This is a genomic window from Halalkalibacter nanhaiisediminis (assembly GCF_007830185.1).
Classification (GTDB): Bacteria; Bacillota; Bacilli; order Bacillales; family Bacillaceae_D; genus Halalkalibacter; species Halalkalibacter nanhaiisediminis.
Map to the genome: position 1 here is coordinate 160635 of NZ_VLKZ01000005.1, position 20022 is coordinate 180656.

General features: G+C 39.2%; 16 protein-coding genes. 14 read left to right on the plus strand and 2 right to left on the minus strand.

From position 1 onward, the window contains the following. Positions 1 to 99 precede the first annotated feature (99 nt). A complete protein-coding gene (locus tag IQ10_RS10350) occupies positions 100 to 2247 on the plus strand; it encodes a transglycosylase domain-containing protein (protein ID WP_144450436.1) in 2148 nt (715 codons plus the stop codon). A gap of 67 nt (positions 2248 to 2314) precedes the next feature. On the opposite strand, the gene IQ10_RS10355 is transcribed toward IQ10_RS10350, so the two are convergent. Beyond that, on the minus strand, positions 2315 to 3553 hold the full coding sequence (locus IQ10_RS10355; RefSeq protein WP_144450437.1) for an EAL domain-containing protein: 1239 nt from the start codon (positions 3551 to 3553) through the stop codon (positions 2315 to 2317). 344 nt (positions 3554 to 3897) lie between these two features. Here IQ10_RS10355 and hemE point away from each other — a divergent pair, with 344 nt between their 5' ends. The 6 genes from hemE to IQ10_RS10385 all read left to right on the plus strand — a co-directional run bounded on the left by hemE (position 3898) and on the right by IQ10_RS10385 (position 12249). Continuing rightward, positions 3898 to 4941: a uroporphyrinogen decarboxylase gene (gene hemE / locus IQ10_RS10360; protein ID WP_144450438.1), complete on the plus strand. Its 1044-nt coding sequence runs from the start codon at positions 3898 to 3900 to the stop codon at positions 4939 to 4941. A 16-nt stretch (positions 4942 to 4957) separates the two neighbouring features. Further along, positions 4958 to 5890: a ferrochelatase gene (gene hemH, locus IQ10_RS10365; RefSeq protein WP_144450439.1), complete on the plus strand. Its 933-nt coding sequence runs from the start codon at positions 4958 to 4960 to the stop codon at positions 5888 to 5890. Positions 5891 to 5896: 6 nt separating this feature from the next. Continuing rightward, positions 5897 to 7297 (plus strand): protoporphyrinogen oxidase, encoded by a 1401-nt coding sequence (hemY, locus tag IQ10_RS10370; RefSeq protein WP_144450440.1) that lies wholly within the window; start codon positions 5897 to 5899, stop codon positions 7295 to 7297. Between the two features lie 287 nt (positions 7298 to 7584). Next, positions 7585 to 9366, plus strand: a complete 1782-nt coding sequence (locus IQ10_RS10375) for a sigma-54-dependent Fis family transcriptional regulator (RefSeq protein ID WP_144450441.1) — start codon at positions 7585 to 7587, stop codon at positions 9364 to 9366. A gap of 147 nt (positions 9367 to 9513) precedes the next feature. After that, positions 9514 to 10716, plus strand: coding sequence for an iron-containing alcohol dehydrogenase (locus IQ10_RS10380; RefSeq protein WP_144450442.1), 1203 nt, complete (start codon positions 9514 to 9516; stop codon positions 10714 to 10716). 72 nt (positions 10717 to 10788) lie between these two features. Next, a complete protein-coding gene (locus tag IQ10_RS10385) occupies positions 10789 to 12249 on the plus strand; it encodes a CoA-acylating methylmalonate-semialdehyde dehydrogenase (protein WP_144450443.1) in 1461 nt (486 codons plus the stop codon). 45 nt (positions 12250 to 12294) lie between these two features. Here IQ10_RS10385 and IQ10_RS10390 read toward each other — a convergent pair whose 3' ends face one another. Continuing rightward, complete coding sequence (locus tag IQ10_RS10390; protein WP_144450444.1) at positions 12295 to 12774, minus strand: hypothetical protein; 480 nt, start codon at positions 12772 to 12774, stop codon at positions 12295 to 12297. Positions 12775 to 13022: 248 nt separating this feature from the next. On the opposite strand from IQ10_RS10390, the gene IQ10_RS10395 reads away from it, so the two are divergent. The 7 genes from IQ10_RS10395 to IQ10_RS10425 all read left to right on the plus strand — a co-directional run bounded on the left by IQ10_RS10395 (position 13023) and on the right by IQ10_RS10425 (position 20012). Further along, on the plus strand, positions 13023 to 13868 hold the full coding sequence (locus IQ10_RS10395) for an ABC transporter ATP-binding protein (protein WP_144450445.1): 846 nt from the start codon (positions 13023 to 13025) through the stop codon (positions 13866 to 13868). Continuing rightward, positions 13801 to 14559: an ABC transporter permease gene (locus tag IQ10_RS10400; protein WP_144450601.1), complete on the plus strand. Its 759-nt coding sequence runs from the start codon at positions 13801 to 13803 to the stop codon at positions 14557 to 14559. Before IQ10_RS10395 ends, IQ10_RS10400 begins: the two co-directional genes overlap by 68 nt. 28 nt (positions 14560 to 14587) lie before the next feature. Next, positions 14588 to 15622: an ABC transporter substrate-binding protein gene (locus IQ10_RS10405; RefSeq protein WP_144450446.1), complete on the plus strand. Its 1035-nt coding sequence runs from the start codon at positions 14588 to 14590 to the stop codon at positions 15620 to 15622. A 162-nt stretch (positions 15623 to 15784) separates the two neighbouring features. Further along, positions 15785 to 17404, plus strand: a complete 1620-nt coding sequence (locus IQ10_RS10410; protein ID WP_144450447.1) for a methyl-accepting chemotaxis protein — start codon at positions 15785 to 15787, stop codon at positions 17402 to 17404. Between the two features lie 182 nt (positions 17405 to 17586). Next, the gene (locus IQ10_RS10415) at positions 17587 to 18117 is read left to right on the plus strand and encodes a Spo0B C-terminal domain-containing protein (protein ID WP_144450448.1); all 531 of its coding nucleotides are present in this window, start codon (positions 17587 to 17589) and stop codon (positions 18115 to 18117) included. A 14-nt stretch (positions 18118 to 18131) separates the two neighbouring features. Further along, entirely contained in the window at positions 18132 to 19415 is a 1284-nt protein-coding gene (gene obgE, locus IQ10_RS10420) for a GTPase ObgE (RefSeq protein ID WP_144450449.1), read from the plus strand. A 150-nt stretch (positions 19416 to 19565) separates the two neighbouring features. Then, positions 19566 to 20012 carry an ACT domain-containing protein gene (locus IQ10_RS10425; protein ID WP_144450450.1) on the plus strand — a complete coding sequence of 149 codons (447 nt, stop codon included), beginning with the start codon at positions 19566 to 19568 and terminating at the stop codon, positions 20010 to 20012. Positions 20013 to 20022: the final 10 nt, after the last annotated feature.

Consider the following 20022-nt stretch of genomic DNA (forward strand, 5'->3'; position numbering starts at 1 on the left):
AGCCTACAATAATAAAGACTGGCAACAGATAGCATTTTTTCTTTATTTCAACTAAAGTCTGAATTCGTTGTATAAATAAAAACAAAAGGTGGTGATAATGTGCAAAAGAAAATAGTTATTGGTATTTCAAGTATTCTAGGAACGATTCTTTTAGCTCTTATTATTTATTTTGTGATTATTTTAGTCGGTGAATATGTTGTAAATGATCAAAGTTTAGTGATGAAAACAACGACGTCTCTTGTTGATGAAGAGGGAGTTGTTTTTTCGCAGCTTTTTATTGAAAATAGAGAGCTTGTCTCGATTCATGAGATTCCCGAACATGTACAAGATGCTTTTATTGCGATAGAGGATGCGCGTTTTCATGAACACTTAGGGATTGATTTTTGGGCGATTGGCCGTGCATTTTACCGTGATATATTAGCAGGTGCAGCTGTAGAGGGTGGAAGTACGATCACTCAGCAACTTGCTAAAAATGCATTTTTGACGAACGACAAGACGATCTTACGGAAAACGAAGGAAGTTCTTATCGCGATAAATATTGAACGTCAATATAGTAAAAATGAAATTCTTGAAATGTATTTGAATCGAATTTATTTTGGACATGGTGCGTACGGTATTCAAGCTGCTTCTAAGATGTATTTTAACAAGGATGTCAGTGAACTGTCGATCGAAGAAGGAGCATTGCTGGCGGGATTACCGAAAGCACCAAATTCTTATTCGCCACTTGTAGACCTAGAGCGTAGTAAGCAGCGACGTGATCTCGTTCTTGATGTGATGCAAAGACAAGGGTATCTTGATGCAAATGAAGCTGTTCGGTTAAAAGGAAGAACCGTTACAGTTGATCATCATCGAATCATGGAGAATGAAGCGTATTTTACCTATATTGATATGGTGCTTGATGAAGCGGCAGAACGCTATATGCTTACAAATGAAGAGGTTTTGACTGGTGGATATAAAATTGTTGTTCCAATGGATCGTCGCATACAGGAAGTATCGTTTGCAAAAATAAAGGAAGATCGCTTCTTTCCAGATGGAAATGAAGATGCTGAGACTGCGTTTGTACTGCTAGATGCCAAGACAGGTGGAGTGCTTGCTGTTCATGGTGGCCGTGAATATGTGAGAAAAGGATTAAATCGAGTAGATGTCAAGCGTCAGCCAGGTTCTGCGTTTAAACCACTAGCTGTTTTTGCTCCTGCACTCGAAAACGGCGACTATCATCCTTATTCATTGTTAACTGATAAACTGCTTGAATACGGTGAAGGTTATACCCCTAGAAATTATGATAATGAATACACAGGTGAAATGACGATGTATGAAACAATGACGGACTCTGTTAATGCTCCAGCTGTTTGGCTGCTAAATGAAATTGGGATCGATTCTTCCATTGAAACGTTAGAGAAATTCGGTCTCACGATTCCAGATCGTGGTCTCGCTTTGGCACTAGGAGGGCTAGAAGAGGGTGTGACTCCGTTAGAGATGGCAGCGGCCTATCGTGTGTTTGCTGAAGGTGGCAAGCGAGTCGAACCTTATTTCATTAAAAGAATTTATAATCAAGATGGTGATAAAATTGGTGAAGCGGCGACGGTAGAAGAAGAGGTTGTCTCTACACAAACGGCTTGGTATATGACAAGAATGCTTGAGTCGGTTGTTAAGGAAGGGACAGGGCAAAGAGGCACAGTTGATACGGCTCTTGCTGGAAAAACAGGAACGACCTCTTATCCAGATGTAGAGGGAGCAACGATGGACGCTTGGTTTGCAGGCTATACTCCAACCGTTGTTGGAGCTGTTTGGATGGGGTATGATGTGACATCAACAGACCGTTATTTGCGAGGTGGGAGTGGTTATCCGACAGCATTGTTTAAAGAGATCATAAATGCATTACCTAAAGAAAAGCGAGAGGTGGCTTTTGCTAAGCCTGATGGTGTAAGTGAGCTTGAACCCCCAGTTGATTTACCAATCATTAATAATGTAACTGCGACTCTTGCAATGGGTGGAAGAGGTCTGATGAGCGTCGAATTAAATTGGTCAGCTCCGTCTGATAAACGAGTGTATTACCGTATTTATGAACGCCATCATAACGAACGTGAATTAATTGCCACTGTCGTTGGTGAGCAGCATTATTTCGTTGGCAGATTCAACCCGTTTTCCGAAAAACAGTACGAAGTCGTTCCCTATGACTCAACAACAAAACGAGAAGGAAAACGTTCAAACATAGCCGATGTGGAGGTACATTTAGGGTTTCATTAAAAGAACACACGTCGGCATAAAGGTTCAACATGTAACACTAAAAACGATCAAAAAGAATCACGTTATATTAACTACTAACGCGATTCTTTTTCGATTTATGCTTAGCAGGTCGTTTTAAGTCAATGAAAAGATATGTATCTTCTCGGACGGGAAAGGAGAATGTCTGAATAAGCTCATTTGTCTCTATATCCGTGTAAGGGTCAGATAAAAAACCACTTTGATGGATCTCCATTTTGACAATATTTTTTAGAAAATAAGGTCGCCAGCTCCAGTTTTTATTACGATAATGCGCAAGGATGTGCCAACGACCATGTGTTTGCTTTAAGTGATTTCCAGACAACTGGTAACCGAGCCGATTACAGACATAAACTCGAAAGCAATGTTGGGGTAATCGTGCGCAAATTCGTTGGACATATTGATTATAATCTTTTGTAAATGGAATGATTAAAAGCATACGTTTCAGTAAATGATTAAGCTCTTCTTCATAAGCGTATTGTTTTTCAAGACGTTCTGTTTCTTCTTGAATCATTTGCTCAAGTTGATCGTGAAACATGTCAACACTATCTACTGTTTCGATAGGCTTCGGCTTTGGTTTTGAAAAAAGATAGCCTTGATAATATTGGGCGCCATTTTTCCAGGCATTTTCGAGCTGGTCCGTTGTTTCAATCCCTTCAAATAAAAGCTGGGCGCCAATTCGCTCTGATAGAATGGATAAAGCATAGAGGACATCCCGATGAGATTGGCTATCTACACTATTTTTGACAAGATGTAAGTCGACTTTCAAAATGTGGGGTTGAAGCAAGGCAACTCTTTCTAAATTACTAAATCCTTTACCGAGATCATCGACTGCAATACGACAACCAAGATCACGGTATTTTGAGAGTCGTTCTAAGAAAGATGAGGCATCCTCTAAAAAATCCGTTTCTGTAATCTCTAATACAATTTGAGTTGGATGAATGTCTGCATGTGTATCGAAGAGACTTGTTAGCTGCTGAAAAAATAATGAATCTTCTTCAACAGTGAAAATTTCAGGATCGAGATTAAAGAAATAAGATTTTTGTATAAATGAAAATTGCTGAATCGTATTAAGGGCTTTTGTTCGAATGATTCGGTCCGTTCGTTGCTTTTGTGTAAAATCGATGCTGTCTTCATGAAAATAAGGTCCTAAGCTATAAATAGCATCATGATATAGATAACGTCCTAAAATTTCATAGCCTATAATGGAGCGTTGATCAGCTCCAACAATCGGTTGGAAGTATGGAAAAATGTTGCGTTCACCGACTGTTAATGGAAAGGGGCTACTCATCTCTCTCCTCCTAGTTCGCCATCTTTCTGCGGCAGTCTCTCTACTATTGTGATATATTCTAACAGATTATTTGCCAGATGATGTCGAGAACGTCTGATAATCTAACAGGGTTTTATTTGTATACTCAAGCTTTAACATTCATCAATTTTATGACACTTTACCTGTTTGTCTATACAGGCATTTATTCGGTCATTATAGTAATAATGAATTATAAAATGCATTTTTGCATGGCTTCAAGTAAAATAGAGATATTGAGAATTTTGTTAAAATAGGATTACTTTACGTAAGGGTACGCCACTAGTTGCGTTCATTTACGTAAGCTGATATGAAGAGAGGGTGTCACGATGAGTCAGAGTACGACTTTTAATGATCAATTTTTGAAAGCATGTAGAGGAGAAGCACATGATCATGTACCTGTTTGGTATATGCGTCAGGCGGGACGTTCACAGCCAGAATATAGAAAGATTAAAGAAAAGTATTCATTATTTGAAATCACTCACCAACCAGAATTGTGTGCATATGTAACAAAGCTTCCAGTTGACCAATATAATAATGATGCAGCGATTTTATATAAGGATATTATGACTCCATTACCTGCAATCGGTGTCGATGTTGAGATTAAAGCTGGAATTGGACCTGTTATTGAAAATCCGATCCGCTCAAAAGCAGATGTTGAAAGATTAGGCACCATTACGCCAAAAGAGGATGTACCTTATGTTCTTGATACGATTAAGTTACTTCGTGAGCAATTAACGGTTCCGCTTATTAGTTTCGGTGGTGCGCCGTTCACACTTGCGAGCTATATGATTGAAGGTGGTCCTTCGAAAAATTACAATAAAACAAAAGCATTTATGTACGCTGAACCTGAAGCATGGCATTTGTTAATGGACAAGCTTGGTGAAATGACGATTACGTATGTAAAGTCGCAAATTGCAGCAGGTGCTCAAGCTATCCAAATTTTCGATTCTTGGGTTGGTACATTAAATGTGGCGGATTATCGTACATATGTAAAGCCAGTCATGAATAAAATTTTCACTGCATTGAAGCAAGAAAATGTTCCACTTATTATGTTCGGAGTTGGCGCAAGTCATTTAGTACAAGAATGGAACGATCTACCGTTAGATGTCGTTGGACTTGACTGGCGTTTATCCATTAATGAAGCGAGAAATCTTGGTGTAAAGAAAACGGTACAAGGTAATCTTGATCCTGCTATTCTCCTTTCACCATGGAACGTGATTGAAGAGCGTACGAAAGCGATTCTAGATCAAGGGATGCAAAGTCCAAACTTTATTTTCAACCTAGGACATGGTGTATTCCCTGAGGTGAACCCAGATACGTTAAAACGATTAACGGCTTTTGTACATGATTATTCAATGAACAAAAAATAATTCGAGGTGAATAAAAATGACGAAGAAAAAAATAGGCTTGCTTGTGATGGCTTACGGGACACCGAGAAGTAAGGAAGAAATCGAACCTTATTATACACATATTCGTCATGGTCGCAAGCCTTCTGAAGAAGCATTGGAAGATTTGACAGAGCGCTACGAAGCAATTGGCGGAATTAGTCCACTTGCAAAAATTACAGAAGATCAAGCATTTGGTTTAGAAAAATATTTAAATGAGACTTATGATGACATCGAATTCAAGGCTTATCTTGGTCTTAAACATATTGATCCATTTGTAGAAGATGCTGTTGCCAAGATGAAAGAGGACGGGATTGAAGAAGCAGTCAGTATCGTCCTTGCCCCTCATTTCTCAACATTTAGTGTTAAGTCTTATAATGGACGTGCACAGGAAGAGTCAGAAAAAATTGGCGGTCCAGTAATTCATAGTATTGAAAGCTGGTATCAAGAGCCGCTTTTTATTAACTACTGGGCTGACCAAGTAAAGCAAACGATGGCTAAGATTGAAGATAAGGAAAAATCCTGTGTGATTTTCTCAGCACATAGCTTACCTGAGAAAATCATTGCAATGGGCGATCCATATCCAGAGCAGCTTCAAGAAACAGCTGATCTTATCGCAAGTGTTGCAGGTATTACGAATTATACGATTGGCTGGCAAAGTGAAGGGAACACACCTGACCCATGGATTGGACCTGATGTACAGGATCTAACTCGTGATCTTTATGAAAAGCACGGCTATACTTCACTCGTATACTGTCCTGTTGGCTTTGTTGCGGACCATTTAGAAGTTCTATATGACAATGATTATGAATGCAAAGTTGTCACTGATGAACTTGGGATAAACTACTACCGACCTGAAATGCCTAATGCAAAGCCTGAATTTATCAAATGCCTTGCAACAGTTGTTGAGAAAAAGCTTGCAGAGAAAGAGTGAGTCTTCATGACGAATCAAAACAAGCGCGTAGCTATTATTGGTGGAGGAATTACTGGATTAGCCGCTGCTCATAAGCTTGAGCTGGCAAAAGCAGAAGGCATCAGCATTGAGTATGATCTCTTTGAAAAAAGCGACCGACTTGGGGGGAAGATTCAAACAGAGTATGTAAATGGATTTGTCATTGAACGTGGTCCTGATTCTTACTTAGCTCGTAAGCAGAGCATGTCGCGCTTAGCGAAAGCAGTCGGAATGGAAGAGGAACTACTTGCTAATGATACAGGACAAGCATATATCCTAAAGGATGATCGACTTCATCCGATTCCAGCTGGGGCTGTGATGGGCGTTCCTACTGAAATCCAACCATTCCTTACAACAAAATTATTTTCACCAATTGGCAAGCTAAGAGCAGCAGGAGATTTCTTCATATCACGTACGTCATCAAGGGATGAGGATATTTCTCTTGGTCACTTCTTTCGCCATCGTCTTGGTGATGAAGTTGTGGATCACTTAATTGAGCCATTGTTATCAGGTATTTATGCTGGCGATTTAAATAAGCTCAGCTTAAAAGCGACGTTCCCGCAATTTCAGCAAATGGAAGCGAAGCATGGCAGTTTGATCAAAGGAATGAAAGCATCACGAGCTCAGCAGCCTAAGCCTATTGCAGAAAAACCGAAAGGAATGTTTTTAACATTTCGTAATGGTCTCCAATCATTTGTTCAAGCTATCGAAAACCATTTAGATGCGGATTCAATTCATAAAGAGGCGGATATTACGTCGATTCAAAAGGAAGACGATCAATATCGACTTCAATTTGCAAATGGTGAGAGTCTTCTGTTTGATGAAGTCATTATCACAACTCCACCACATGTGACGGCAAGACTTTTAAGTAGCTACTCATATTTTCATTATCTGAAAGAAATGGAAGTAACAACGGTAGCAACAGTTGCGCTAGGGTTTAAAAAAGAAGCTGTTCATAATCCTTATGAGGGAACAGGATTTGTCGTATCGCGAAAAAGTAAACATACGATTACGGCTTGTACGTGGACACATAAGAAATGGCGTCATTCTACTCCAGAAGGTCATGCTTTGTTACGTTCCTATGTAGGACGGGCTGGTGATTCGGCGATCGTTGAGCGTTCTGATGAAGAGATTGTCGAAGCTGTTCTTCATGATTTAAAACAGATTATGGATATTAATGGAGACCCTGAGTTTTACCGAGTAACACGCTGGAAAAAGGCAATGCCACAGTATAATGTTGGTCATACGTATAAAATGGCGAAAATCAAAGAAGATGTTATGCGCAATTTACCTGGTTTGCATCTTTGTGGTGCGGGGTTTGAAGGCGTTGGCTTACCTGATTGTATTGATCAAGGCGAAGCAGCTGTGAGCAGAATTTTAAAAGGTTAAAATTCAAAAGTGAAATGTTCTCTAAATGTCTTCACTTTAATATTTATTTACTATTTCATACAGAGTCGATTCTCTTAAGATAAGGGATCGACTCTTTTTTATCGATATAAGAGAGGATGAAAATGAAAGTTGTCGAATTCATTTGTAGGGATGAAAAGAGTGTGCTCACGGTATAAAAGAAACTCAACGTCACTCACGTTCAAGCAATAATAAAACTTCGCTAAAACCACTTACGTCCTGTGAGTAACGCCAAGTATCCTCATCACGAGGGCAGGGGAGATGAAATCATGCTTAATCATTTTGAACAACGAAATCTACCGAATGAGGTAGATGTACAATTAGAACACAACGTGCATTATTGGATGAAGCCTCCTTATTTCCTCATTTTTGAAAAGCAATCTATTCAACAAATTCTTGAATTGTTGACGGCTAAAAATGAAGATATCATTATGATTAACAAAGATCACTGTGTTTTAGGAATTTTAACGAGCGAGGTGATTTACCGTGCGCTATTAAAAGGGTTACCCCTACATCAAGAAATAGAAGAATCATGGTTACAAGATCCTTTTATCGTGCGTGCCGATGAATCGATCATCCATGTTAATTTTGAAGGAAACATCATTCCAGTCGTTAATCATGAAGAAAAGCTTGTTGGTTCCTTAAGTCAAAAAGAGATACTGAACTATAAAGATTACTTTATTCAATCAATTAAGCATAATGTCGAATTAATTGACATCATTTTAGAAATCGCTTACGAAGGTGTTGCTGTTGTTGACCAACATGGCTACATTGTGAAAATGAACAAAGCGTATTGCAACTTTTTAGGAATAAAACCTGAAGAGGCTATCGGGAAATACGTTGCAGATGTCATTGAGAATACACAATTACATAAAACCGTTAAATCAGGTATTCCTGAAAGAGGCGGAATACAAATGATTCAAGGTCAGAAAATGATTGTTCACCGCATCCCGATTTGGCAAAACGACCAAATCATTGGTGCGATAGGGATGTTGATTTTTGAAGGAGTAACGGAGCTCTATCAAATTTTAGAAAATGCGACCCAAGTTTCGACGGCTAACAACTCAAAAATCGATGCTGAATATAAGAATGATCACAATAAAAGAAAGACGTTTGAACATATGGTAGGAGTCAGTCAAGCTCTACATGTAACGAAAAGTATGGCACGAAAAGCTGCAAAAACGAAATCAACCGTCCTAATTACTGGAGAAAGCGGTACTGGAAAAGAAGGATTTGCCCAAGCGATACATAATCTGAGTTCACGAAGTACAGAACCATTTATTGCAATTAACTGTGCAGCGATCCCCGAGCATCTTCTTGAGGCTGAATTATTTGGGTATGTGGAAGGGGCTTTTACTGGAGCGAAAAAAGGAGGAAGCCCAGGTAAGTTTGAGTTAGCGAATAAAGGGACGATCTTTTTAGATGAAATTGGGGATATGCCACTTCACATGCAAACAAAAATTCTGCGAGTGTTAGAAGAAAATGAAGTAGTGAGGCTAGGTGGCAGTAGGAGCATTTCATTAGATGTGCGAATTATTGCAGCGACAAACCAACGATTAGAGGAATGTGTGAGAGAAGGGGACTTTAGAGAAGATTTATACTACAGATTGAACGTGATTCATCTAGAGATTCCTCCATTAAGAAAAAGAAAAGAAGATATCCCTGCTTTAATTGCTCATTACTTAAATCGGTTTTCAAAGGAATACGGTGTTAGTCAAAAGAACGTCGACCAATCAGTAATGGAGGCATTACGTGAATATGATTGGCCAGGAAACATTCGCCAATTAATGAACGTAGTCGAACAATTCATTAACTTTGTCGATGGAGATTCGATTAACTATCATCATTTACCAAGTGTCATTAGAAAAAATCAGCAGACGAAAACACGTGAAGTCCATCAACCACTGAAATCTGAGAGAATCGAAACGGAGATCCTCACGATACAAAAAGCGCTAGAAGAAGTGCGTGGTAATAAAACAGCGGCAGCAAGGAGACTTGGTATCCATCGAACAACACTTTATAAAAAGCTAAGACAATTTAAAATTGAGTGAAAGTGTAGCAAAAAAACTACATTTACTACAATTATACGTATTATTTTGTATACACTTTTTGTTTATGAATACACATCTTTAATCAATTACATGTTGGCATGAGTCTTGCATTCTAAGTATGTGATAACTCTAAGGAGGGATTCGTCTATGAATGGTTCTGCCGTACACTTGCCTAGAAGTATTTATTACGGGCAAGGGAGTTTTGAAAGAGTAGGAGAAGAAGCAGCTAAGCTGGGACAAAAAGCACTGATTATTAGTGACAATGTGATGAGGGATTTAGGTAATGTAGAAAGGTGTCATAGGTATCTTGAGCAGGCAAAAGTAGACTATGTCGATTACTCAGATATCGTCAGTGAGCCCACCGACCAATATGTAAATGAAGCGTTACAGTTAAAAAAGATTGAAAATTGCGATATTGTTATCGCTCTAGGTGGGGGGAGCTGTATTGATACGGCAAAAGCTGTTGCGGTGTTAGCGACAAACAGTGGTGATATTAGTGATTATATGAATTTTAAAACACTCGTTAAAAACAAACCACTACCATTAATTGCAATTCCGACGACAGCTGGAACTGGCTCAGAAGCGACAGATGTCACCGTCATCACAAATACGAGTAACGACGTGAAAATGATGATCAAGCAGCCAGCCTTTATGCCTGAGATCGCGATTGTTGATCCAGTACTTGCGCTCTCTTCTCCACAGAAAACGACAGCAGCAACGGGTGTAGATGCACTCACTCACGCAATAGAAGCTTATATCTCTAAAAAAGCACATCCATTTACAGATCAGTTGGCGTTATCTGCTATTAAGTTAATAACTGAAAACATTCTAGAATCCTACCATAATGGAGCGAATGTAGAAGCGCGTGAGAAAATGATCTATGCATCCATGCAAGCTGGTATCGCCTTTTCGAACTCCTCTGTCTGCTTAGTGCACGGCATGTCGCGACCTTTAGGGGCACTTTTCCACGTTCCTCATGGGATTTCAAATGCGATGCTGTTACCGGTTGTCCTACACTACAGTAAAGAGTCATGTATCGATCGCTTAGCGCAAATTGGAAGGTATGTATACCAAGATTTGAAAGGGATTTCAGATAGGGAGGTTGCGGATATTTTGGTCTCAAATATTCTAACACTTTGTCGTGATTTAGATATCCCTAATTTGAAAACATGGGGAGTAAAAGAAGACCAATTTAACCGTGTGTTAGAAAAGATGGCTCGAGATGCACTTGAGAGTGGAAGTCCAGGAAATAATCCGAAAGTGCCAACAGAAAGTGAAATCATTTCGTTATATCGTGAAGCTTTTGCGTTTGAATATTCATTAGAAAGTCATTCAAAAACGATGATTTAATGTGCTAGTGAGTTCATTTGTATGAAAACCATTATGTCTTAATTAATAATGCGAAAAGGGGTTTGGAAAATCATGATCAAAACAGAAACAACGTTAAAGAATTTTGTAAACGGAGACTGGGTCAATTCAACTTCAACGGAATATGAAAGTGTTCCGAATCCAGCGACAGGAGAAGAGATTGCTAAAGTACCGCTTTCCTCCAAAGAGGATGTCGATTTAGCTGTGAAAGCAGCGAAAGAGGCTTACAAGACGTGGAAGAAAACACCTGTTCCGAAAAGGGCTCGAATTCTTTTTAAATATCATCAGCTTTTAATGGATCATTATGAAGAATTAGCTGAATTGATTACTAAGGAAAATGGAAAGTGCTACGATGATGCGTACGGTGAAGTGCTACGAGGTATTGAGTGTGTGGAATTTGCGGCAGGTGCTCCTAGTTTAATGATGGGTGACGTGTTACCTGATATAGCAACAGATATGGAGTCGGCTATGTACCGCTATCCAGTTGGAGTTGTTGGTGGCATTACACCATTTAACTTCCCAATGATGGTACCATGCTGGATGTTCCCGCTTGCAATTGCGTGTGGTAATACGTTTATTTTAAAGCCATCAGAACGAACGCCAATGCTCGCCCAACGCCTTGTCGAGTTGTTTATGGAGGCTGGTTTGCCTAAAGGAGTATTGAACTTAGTACACGGTGCACATGATGTCGTAAATGGCCTTCTTGAGCACAAGGACGTGAATGCGATCTCGTTCGTTGGCTCGCAGCCAGTAGCGGAATATGTGTACAAGACAGGTGCTCAGTACGGGAAGCGAGTCCAAGCATTAGCTGGTGCAAAAAATCATTCGATTGTCCTTGGAGATTGCGACATGGAGAAGACAATTGAAGGGATCATTAGCGGAGCATTTGGTAGTGCGGGGCAACGTTGTATGGCAACATCTGTTGTCGTCGTAACAGAAGACATTGCAGATGAATTAATTGCGAAATTAATAGAAGCAGCCGATCAATTAGTATTAGGAGACGGTTGTGATAAATCAGTTAATCTCGGTCCTGTTATTCGTATGTCTCATTTAGATAAGGTTCATCAAGCAATTGAAGAGGGACTTTCTGAAGGGGCTAATCTAGTACGAGACGGTCGACAGGATGTTAAGGAACTTGGTCTTGTGGGCTATTTCTTAGGGGCAACGATCTTCGACCAGGTAACAACGGACATGACCATTTGGAAAAATGAGATCTTTGCTCCTGTTCTCTCGATTATTCGCGTAAAAGACTTAACAGAAGCGATTGAAGTGACAAATGAATCTGATTTTGGCAATGGTTCGGTGTTATATACCTCTAGTGGAGCGGCTGTTCGCCAGTATCGTGAAGACATTGAAGTCGGTATGCTTGGTGTCAATGTCAATGTTCCAGCCCCAATGGCCTTTTTCCCATTCTCAGGTTGGAAAAATTCCTTTTATGGAGACTTACATGCAAACGGAAAAGATGGCGTGAATTTTTATACAAGACGAAAAATGATGACGTCACGTTGGTCATAAAAAGCACTAATAAACCGAGGCTGAGTATGATCAGTCTCGGTTTCGTTAGTCTAGGGGATCTACTTTCTTTCCGTATTTTAATAAGTCATAAATCGCCATCGTATCGCTAGGGTGGTCCTCTGAATAGCGAGCAGGGAAAAGGGCAAAAAAGATAAAATAAATGGAGAAATAGACAAAATTATAAAAGAAAATATGAGTGGGGAGCACGCCTGCGGTAATTAAGCCATTTACGATAAAAATCGAAATTAAATTAAAAAGGGAGCCGCCTAGAAAAATCACAATATGTGAAAAGGTTGTGTCTTTCTTTAATTCCTCATATTGAAAAAAAGAATGCCAGAAATAGATACGTCTTACCTCAAAAGAACCACATCCAAATAAACGCTTACCTGCTCCTATTGAAAAGCGTAATTTTCCACCAAAAAGCCAAACAAAAAAGACATGACCTGCTTGATGAATGATGGTAATTAACGGCAATATGATAAACAAAGACATAAGAAAAATTGGTATATCAGCTAGGGTAAACATTCATCATCCTCCTTAATATTTACGAGCTGTTCTACCTATTGCCAAGGAGTCGGAAATTTAATCATCAAATTTTGTGTGATTTTAAGTGGTTTACGAAATGGCTATACCTGTTGCAGATAAGGGTGTTTGGCTGAATTTAGATGGAGAAATGATGTGAGAATATATTTTTATATTGACAAAGTATGTAGATTTACATAGTATTAAATCCATAAAACATACCTTTTTAGTATGAATTGGTGGTGGTAAGAATGCATATAGAGATTAAAAATGTGAATAAGTCGTTCTTTCATAAACAAAAAGGAACATTGAAAGTACTCGATCAAATAAATGTAGACATCGAACAAGGGCAATTTGTCTCGATTCTCGGTCCATCAGGATGTGGAAAGACAACGATGTTGAATTTAATAGCAGGACTCGAGAAAGAAGATGACGGAGAAGTATTGGTAAATGGGAAGAAAATAAATGGACCAGGAACAGACCGAATCGTTGTTTTTCAAGAATCAGGATTATTTCCTTGGTTATCCGTTATTGATAATGTGATGTACGGCTTAAAGATCAAAAAAATGCCGAAAAAAGAAGCTGAGGAAAAAGCATTAAACATTTTAAAAATGGTTCATTTAAGTCGTTATAAGGATGCTTATCCTCATGAATTATCAGGGGGGATGAAACAACGAGTGGCAATTGCTCGTGCACTTGTTATGGAGCCTGATATTTTATTAATGGATGAACCTTTTGCTGCATTAGATGAACAAACAAGAATGACGCTTCATAAAGAGCTTATTGATATTTGGCGTAAAACAAAGCTTACCGTTATTTTTATCACGCATAATATTCGTGAGGCCGTTAAGTTATCGCAACGAATTGTGGTAATGGGAACAAGGCCTGGCTATATAAAAAAAGAATTTACCGTTAATACAATGCAAAGCGGAATTATGACAGATAACGTCATGTTTGATCTTGAGCAACGAATATTGGCTGTACTTCAAGAAGAGATAGAAAAGGTGTTAAAGGAGGAGATGGGCGATGATTACAGTTTGGACGAGGAGAATCCTGTTCATCGCGATTCTAGCGGCGATATGGGAAGTCACATCTAGGTCTGGGATATACCCAACGTTTATGTTTCCTCCTCTGACACAGGTGTTTGAAACATTGTTCAGAGGCCTTATAGACGGTCAAATATTAGAGGCAATCTTTAACAGTTTGGGAAGGCTAGCGGTTGGATTTCTTATCGCAATAACGCTTGGTATTTTTTTCGGTTACCTTATCTGGCGCTTTAAATTTGTCGATGATACATTAGGCTTTTTAATTACGGCCCTTCAATCAATTCCAAGTATTGTTTGGTTTCCACTTGCAATTGTTTGGTTTGGGCTTAACAATACAGCTATTCTATTTATTGTAACAATTGGGGCAACATGGACAATGACCGTTAGTGCAAGTACGGGCTTTAAAAATGTACCGAATTTGTACCAACGAGTCGGAAAGACCCTTGGTTCAAGTGGCTTCCACTTTGTGCGGACTGTCATTTTTCCAGCGTCTATTCCACATATTATCACTGGACTTCGTATTGCCTGGGCATTTGCGTGGCGTGCGTTAATGGCTGGGGAGTTACTTGGTGCAGGGCAAGGGCTTGGTCAACTACTTGAAATGGGACGAGCGCTTGGTCGAATGGATCTTGTTATTTCGGTCATGATTGTTATTGCTGTTGTAGGAACCATTATGGATAACGCCGTCTTTTTACGATTAGAGCGTCGCGTCCAAGAAAAGTGGGGCATTAAACGAGTATAGAGTAAAACAAGCAAAGGAGAAATGAATGATGAAAAAACGTACAATCTTAACTTTTATAAGCTTGCTTACCTTATTAGGGGTTATTCTAGCAGGATGTGGCTCAAGTGGGAACGAAGGAGGAGAACAGTCTTCAACTGAAGAAAAAACAGCAGTAAAGATTGGTTATTTTCCAAATTTAACTCATGTTGCAACGATTGTTGGTCTTGAGAAAGGTTTCTTCGCTGAAGCATTTGGTGAAGATATTGAGATTCAGACACAAACGTTCAATAACGGTGGTTTATTTATGGAAGGTATGTCTACCAATGCAATTGAAATTGGAACAGTTGGACCTGGTCCAGCGATGAACTTTTTCTTTAAAGATCCTTCTTATCAAATAGTATCTGGTGCTGTAAATGGTGGGGCAGTCCTAGTCGTTCGCGGGGATAGTGATATTGAAACAATTGCTGATTTAGATGGAAAGCGTATTGCGATTCCGGTAATTGGTAGTACGCAAGACATTATGTTGAGAAAGGCACTTCAAGAAGCAGATTTGGCACCGACTGCTAATGGTGGTACTGTTGAAATGCTTGCAGCTGCTCCAGCTGATACATCAACATTGTTTATCCAAGAAGATGTTGATGGTGCAGCTACTCAAGAGCCGTGGGGTCAAGTATTAGAAACAAAAGCAGATGGTCGTGTATTGCTTGATTGGGATGAGTTTGCGTGGGGAGAAGAATCAACAAATACGGTTGTTGTAGCTCATAAAAACCTTATTGAATCACATCCTGAACTTGTTGAGAAATATTTAGAGGCACATGTTAAGGCGATTGAGTTTATTCAAGAAAATCCAGCGGAAAGTCAACAACTTGTCGTTGATCACTTGAAAGAATTAACAGGTCAAGAGCTAGATTTAGACGAGCTTGCAGCCGCAATGGAACGTTTGACAGTCACTTATGAAGTAAACGAAGACGTGATTCAAGAAATGGCGACAATTGGTATGGAAGCAGACTATACGAGCTCAGATGATTTAGAAGGATTTATTGATTTGAGCCATCTTGAGAAGGTACTAAATGCCAATCAGTAAGATCAATTTTTATAAGCACTCTATCGGGCAAAAAGAATTTTGCATCGATGGGTGCTTTTTTTATATCGTGAAATGAACTCAACATATGTGAAAGAATAGTCGATATAACATTTATAAAAGTTTGAATAGTCGGTATAATGAAATAGAAACGGGGGTATAGTGATGAGTGGAAAACAGTCAAGGGCAGGACAAAGAGCAAAACGTAAGGTAGAAAAAACGGCCGAGCTTTTAAAGCCTTATTTGCAATCGGAGGATTCGATTCAATTAAATCAAGAAAAGCTGCGCAACTTGTTAGATGAGCAATTGCAAGAAGATGAGTATTTTTTAATCGTCGATGAAACGGGATTTAGTCATATACATACAAACCGTTTACGAGAAGGATTACTATTTGATGATCAAGTTGGATTGAATTCTGCGAAGACAGATGATGTCTTATTACAGGTTTATCCACGTAATACAGGTGAAGTAGTTCTTGATGCTTCTATTCCTATTATCCAACTTAAAAATGGTAAGCGTTTTAATTTACGTCTTGGGAAAATTGAGCATCGTCCCTTCTTAGGACCTAGACTAGCAATCTTAGCTTTCCTACCTATCATCGTTATGTTCATTTTTCTTTCCTTTTCAACGAATACCATATCGACCTTTTCGATAGGAATAGTAATTAGTCTTATATTTGCTAGTGGACTAACGATCATCGTGTATCGTTCGTTAATAAATGAAATTAGAGCTTGGTATCAATTAACAAGAAAAGTATCATCAGGGGATTTAACGAGTGAGGTAACAAATAAACAGAGAACAGAATTTCATCAAATAGGGTTTGAGTTAAATAAAGTGATTCTTGGCATGCAAACATTATTGACGGAATTACGAACTTCGGCTAACTCTGTTCATCAAGTATCAGAGACGCAAGCAGATGAAGCTGCAAGACTATCATCTTCCTTTGAAAGATTAATGGCGATGATGCAAGACTTTCAAGGAGGATCTGAATCCCAGCTTTCATCATTGCAATCTGCTAATGCAATGGTTGAGAGTATGATGGAAAATGTTCGTCAGATGGAGATGGGGCTGAATGAAACACTTGAAATGGCAGATAAAGCAGCAGCTTCTGCAGAGCAGGGGACGCTTGCCATTGAATCATCTGAGAAAAAAATCATAGATTTACAAACGGTGATTGAATCTTCTTCAGACAGCATGTTTCGATTGACGAAAGAAACAGACTCAGTCATGAACAAAGTATCCTCCATTACCATGATCGCAGAACAAACCAATTTACTTGCTTTAAATGCATCGATTGAGGCTGCTAGAGCAGGTGAGGCAGGTCGTGGTTTTGCCGTTGTGGCATCGGAGGTACGTAAGCTAGCAGAAAAAACAAATACGTTTGCCACAGGTATACTAACTGAATTAGAGAAAACAAGAAGTGATATTCATGAAATAGCTATTCAAGTAAAAAGCAACCATGAAGGAATAGATGAAGGGGTAAAGGTAATCCAACAAGCTGGAGAAGCCATCCGTCAGCTTGCAAAGACAGCAGGCGTAACGAAACAAGCTGTTGAACACAATCGTTCTTTTTCTCAAAAAGCGTTGGCTGAGGGTGAACAGCTTGAAGTGATTATCAGTGATGTGAATCAAATTGCTCAACAATTTACAGATCAAGTGATTGCGACAGTTGATACGATGGACAAACAAATCGAAGGTGTCCATGAATTAGCAAATGATTCACAAAGACTTTCGCAAGAAGCAAAATCTTTACAACGTGTCGCCAATCGGTTTCGAATCGACTAATTGGTAAGTGTGAATACATAAGGTAAGATCGCATGGTTTCATGTGTTTTTAAAGGATAATTATATGTCAATGAAAAGATCGATTATTGTCGCCTTCCTTAATGATACTACTTTGTGGTAAGATAAGCGGAGTAATCGACTTGATGGAATCATACTATTCGGGGAAAGACGAGGCGAGTCGAAATGGCTGATCATATAGATATAATAGAGGCGCTTCGTCATACGCGTCATGATTGGTTAAACGTTATGCAGCTAATTAAGGGTAATTTAGCACTTGAACGTTATGACCGAATCGAAGAAATTATTAACGAAGTGGCTCGACAGGCGAGCTGTGAAAGTAAAATTTCTAATATACAAGCCCCAAGTGTTGTTCATTATCTTTTGACGTATAATTGGTACTGCAGACAGATGAAATTAGAAATAGATGTAGTGGGTGATGTCTTTTCTCTTGCAGATAAAGATGAGCATTTATTCCGTTTATGCAAGAAAATAATGGAAAAACTAACGGATGAGAGTGCAATTGATACAGAGAATCATCTCCTCCTTACTTTTTTATTTACAGATGGGCATTGTGAGTTGACGTTTGATTATCAGGGAACATTACAGAATCGAGAAGACTGGCTTAATGACCTTTTATTAAGGGAGCCAGATGTGGAGCTACTGGAAGCTAATGAACATGAGTGTGTTCTGCTTACACGCTTTACAAGAAGTTGAGGTGAAGAGATAGGATGTTTGTCGATAAGGTAAAGGTTTATGTTAAAGGTGGAGATGGCGGAAATGGAATGGTTGCTTTCCGTCGTGAGAAATATGTTCCAGATGGTGGGCCAGCTGGTGGAGATGGTGGTCGTGGAGCGAGTGTTGTATTTGAAGTAGAAGAAGGATTACGTACGTTAATGGATTTCCGTTATCAGCGTCATTTTAAAGCATCTCGTGGTGATCACGGGCGTCCAAAAGGGATGCATGGGAAAAATGCTGAAGATATGGTTGTGAAAGTTCCTCCAGGTACTACGGTAGTTGATGCTGAGACAGGTCAAGTAGTCGCTGATTTAACAGAGCATGGTCAACGTGCGGTTATCGCAAAAGGTGGACGTGGTGGACGTGGAAATATCCGGTTTGCTACACCTGCAAATCCTGCTCCTGAAATTGCCGAGAACGGTGAGCCTGGCCAGGAACGTGATGTCATTCTTGAATTGAAGGTTCTTGCTGATGTTGGACTAGTCGGTTTCCCAAGCGTTGGGAAATCAACGCTTCTATCTGTTGTATCAGCTGCAAAGCCTAAAATTGCTGATTATCACTTTACAACGATTACACCAAATTTAGGTGTTGTTGAAGCAGAAGATGGCAGAAGTTTTGTTATGGCTGATTTACCTGGGTTAATTGAAGGTGCACATGAAGGAGTAGGGTTAGGTCATCAATTTCTTCGCCATATCGAACGGACACGTGTCATCGTTCATGTCATTGATATGTCCGCTCTTGAAGGACGAGATCCATACGAAGATTATTTACTAATTAATGAAGAATTGAAGCAGTATAATCTGCGCTTACTTGAACGACCACAAATCATTGTCGCAAATAAAATGGATATGCCAGAGTCCCAAGAAAACTTGGAACGATTTAAAGAAAAACTTGAGGATGATTATCCTATTTTCCCGATTTCAGCGGTAACTAGACAAGGTCTTCGTGAACTTCTTTTAACGGTGGTAGATAAAATTGAGGAGACTCCAGAATTTCCTCTTTATGAAGAAACAGAAAAATCAACTCGAGTTGTCTATCGACATGAAAAAGAAGAAGCTCAGTTTGCTCTTACGAGAGATGATGACGGTGTATTTGTCATCTCTGGGGCACCGATTGAACGATTATTTAAGATGACCGATTTTTCTCATGATGAATCTGTTCGTCGTTTTGCTAGACAAATGCGTCAGATGGGGATTGACGATGCACTTCGTGAGCGTGGAGCAAAAGACGGCGATCTTGTCCGTATTTTAAAATTTGAATTTGAGTTCATCGATTAATAATTTTACAGCTTGATGAGGAAACTGTCTCTTTAGAAGGGACAGTTTTTCATTGGATAAAGACATTTATTGAAAAGTTTTGTTGTCAAAAAGTTTTGTCAATTTTATAATGAAAAGATAGTGTTTCTTTGAAAGAAGGTGAACAACGATATGGCGTCACGAAAATCGTTTTATCTCGTACGAGAAGATATGCTTACAGATGCTATGGAGAAGACGTTAGAGGCAAAAGAGCTTCTTCATTCAGGGAAAGTGAAAAAAATTAACGAAGCGGTACATAAGGTGGGTCTTAGTCGAAGCGCTTTTTATAAATATAAGGATGGAATCTTTCCTTTTCATACAATGGTAAAAGAGAAAATCATCACATTGTCGATCATTTTAGTTGATCGCTCAGGTTCTTTGTCACAGCTTTTGGGGAAAGTAGCTGAAACAGGGGCAAATGTTTTGACGATTAATCAAACGATTCCATTGCAAGGTCGGGCTCACATGACATTATCAATTGATACTGCACCGATGGCACTTGACTTAGATGAGCTAATGGAATTGTTAGAAGGATTAGAAGCAGTGGAAAAGGTCGAGCTTGTAGGGTCAGGCTCATAGGAAGGGGTAA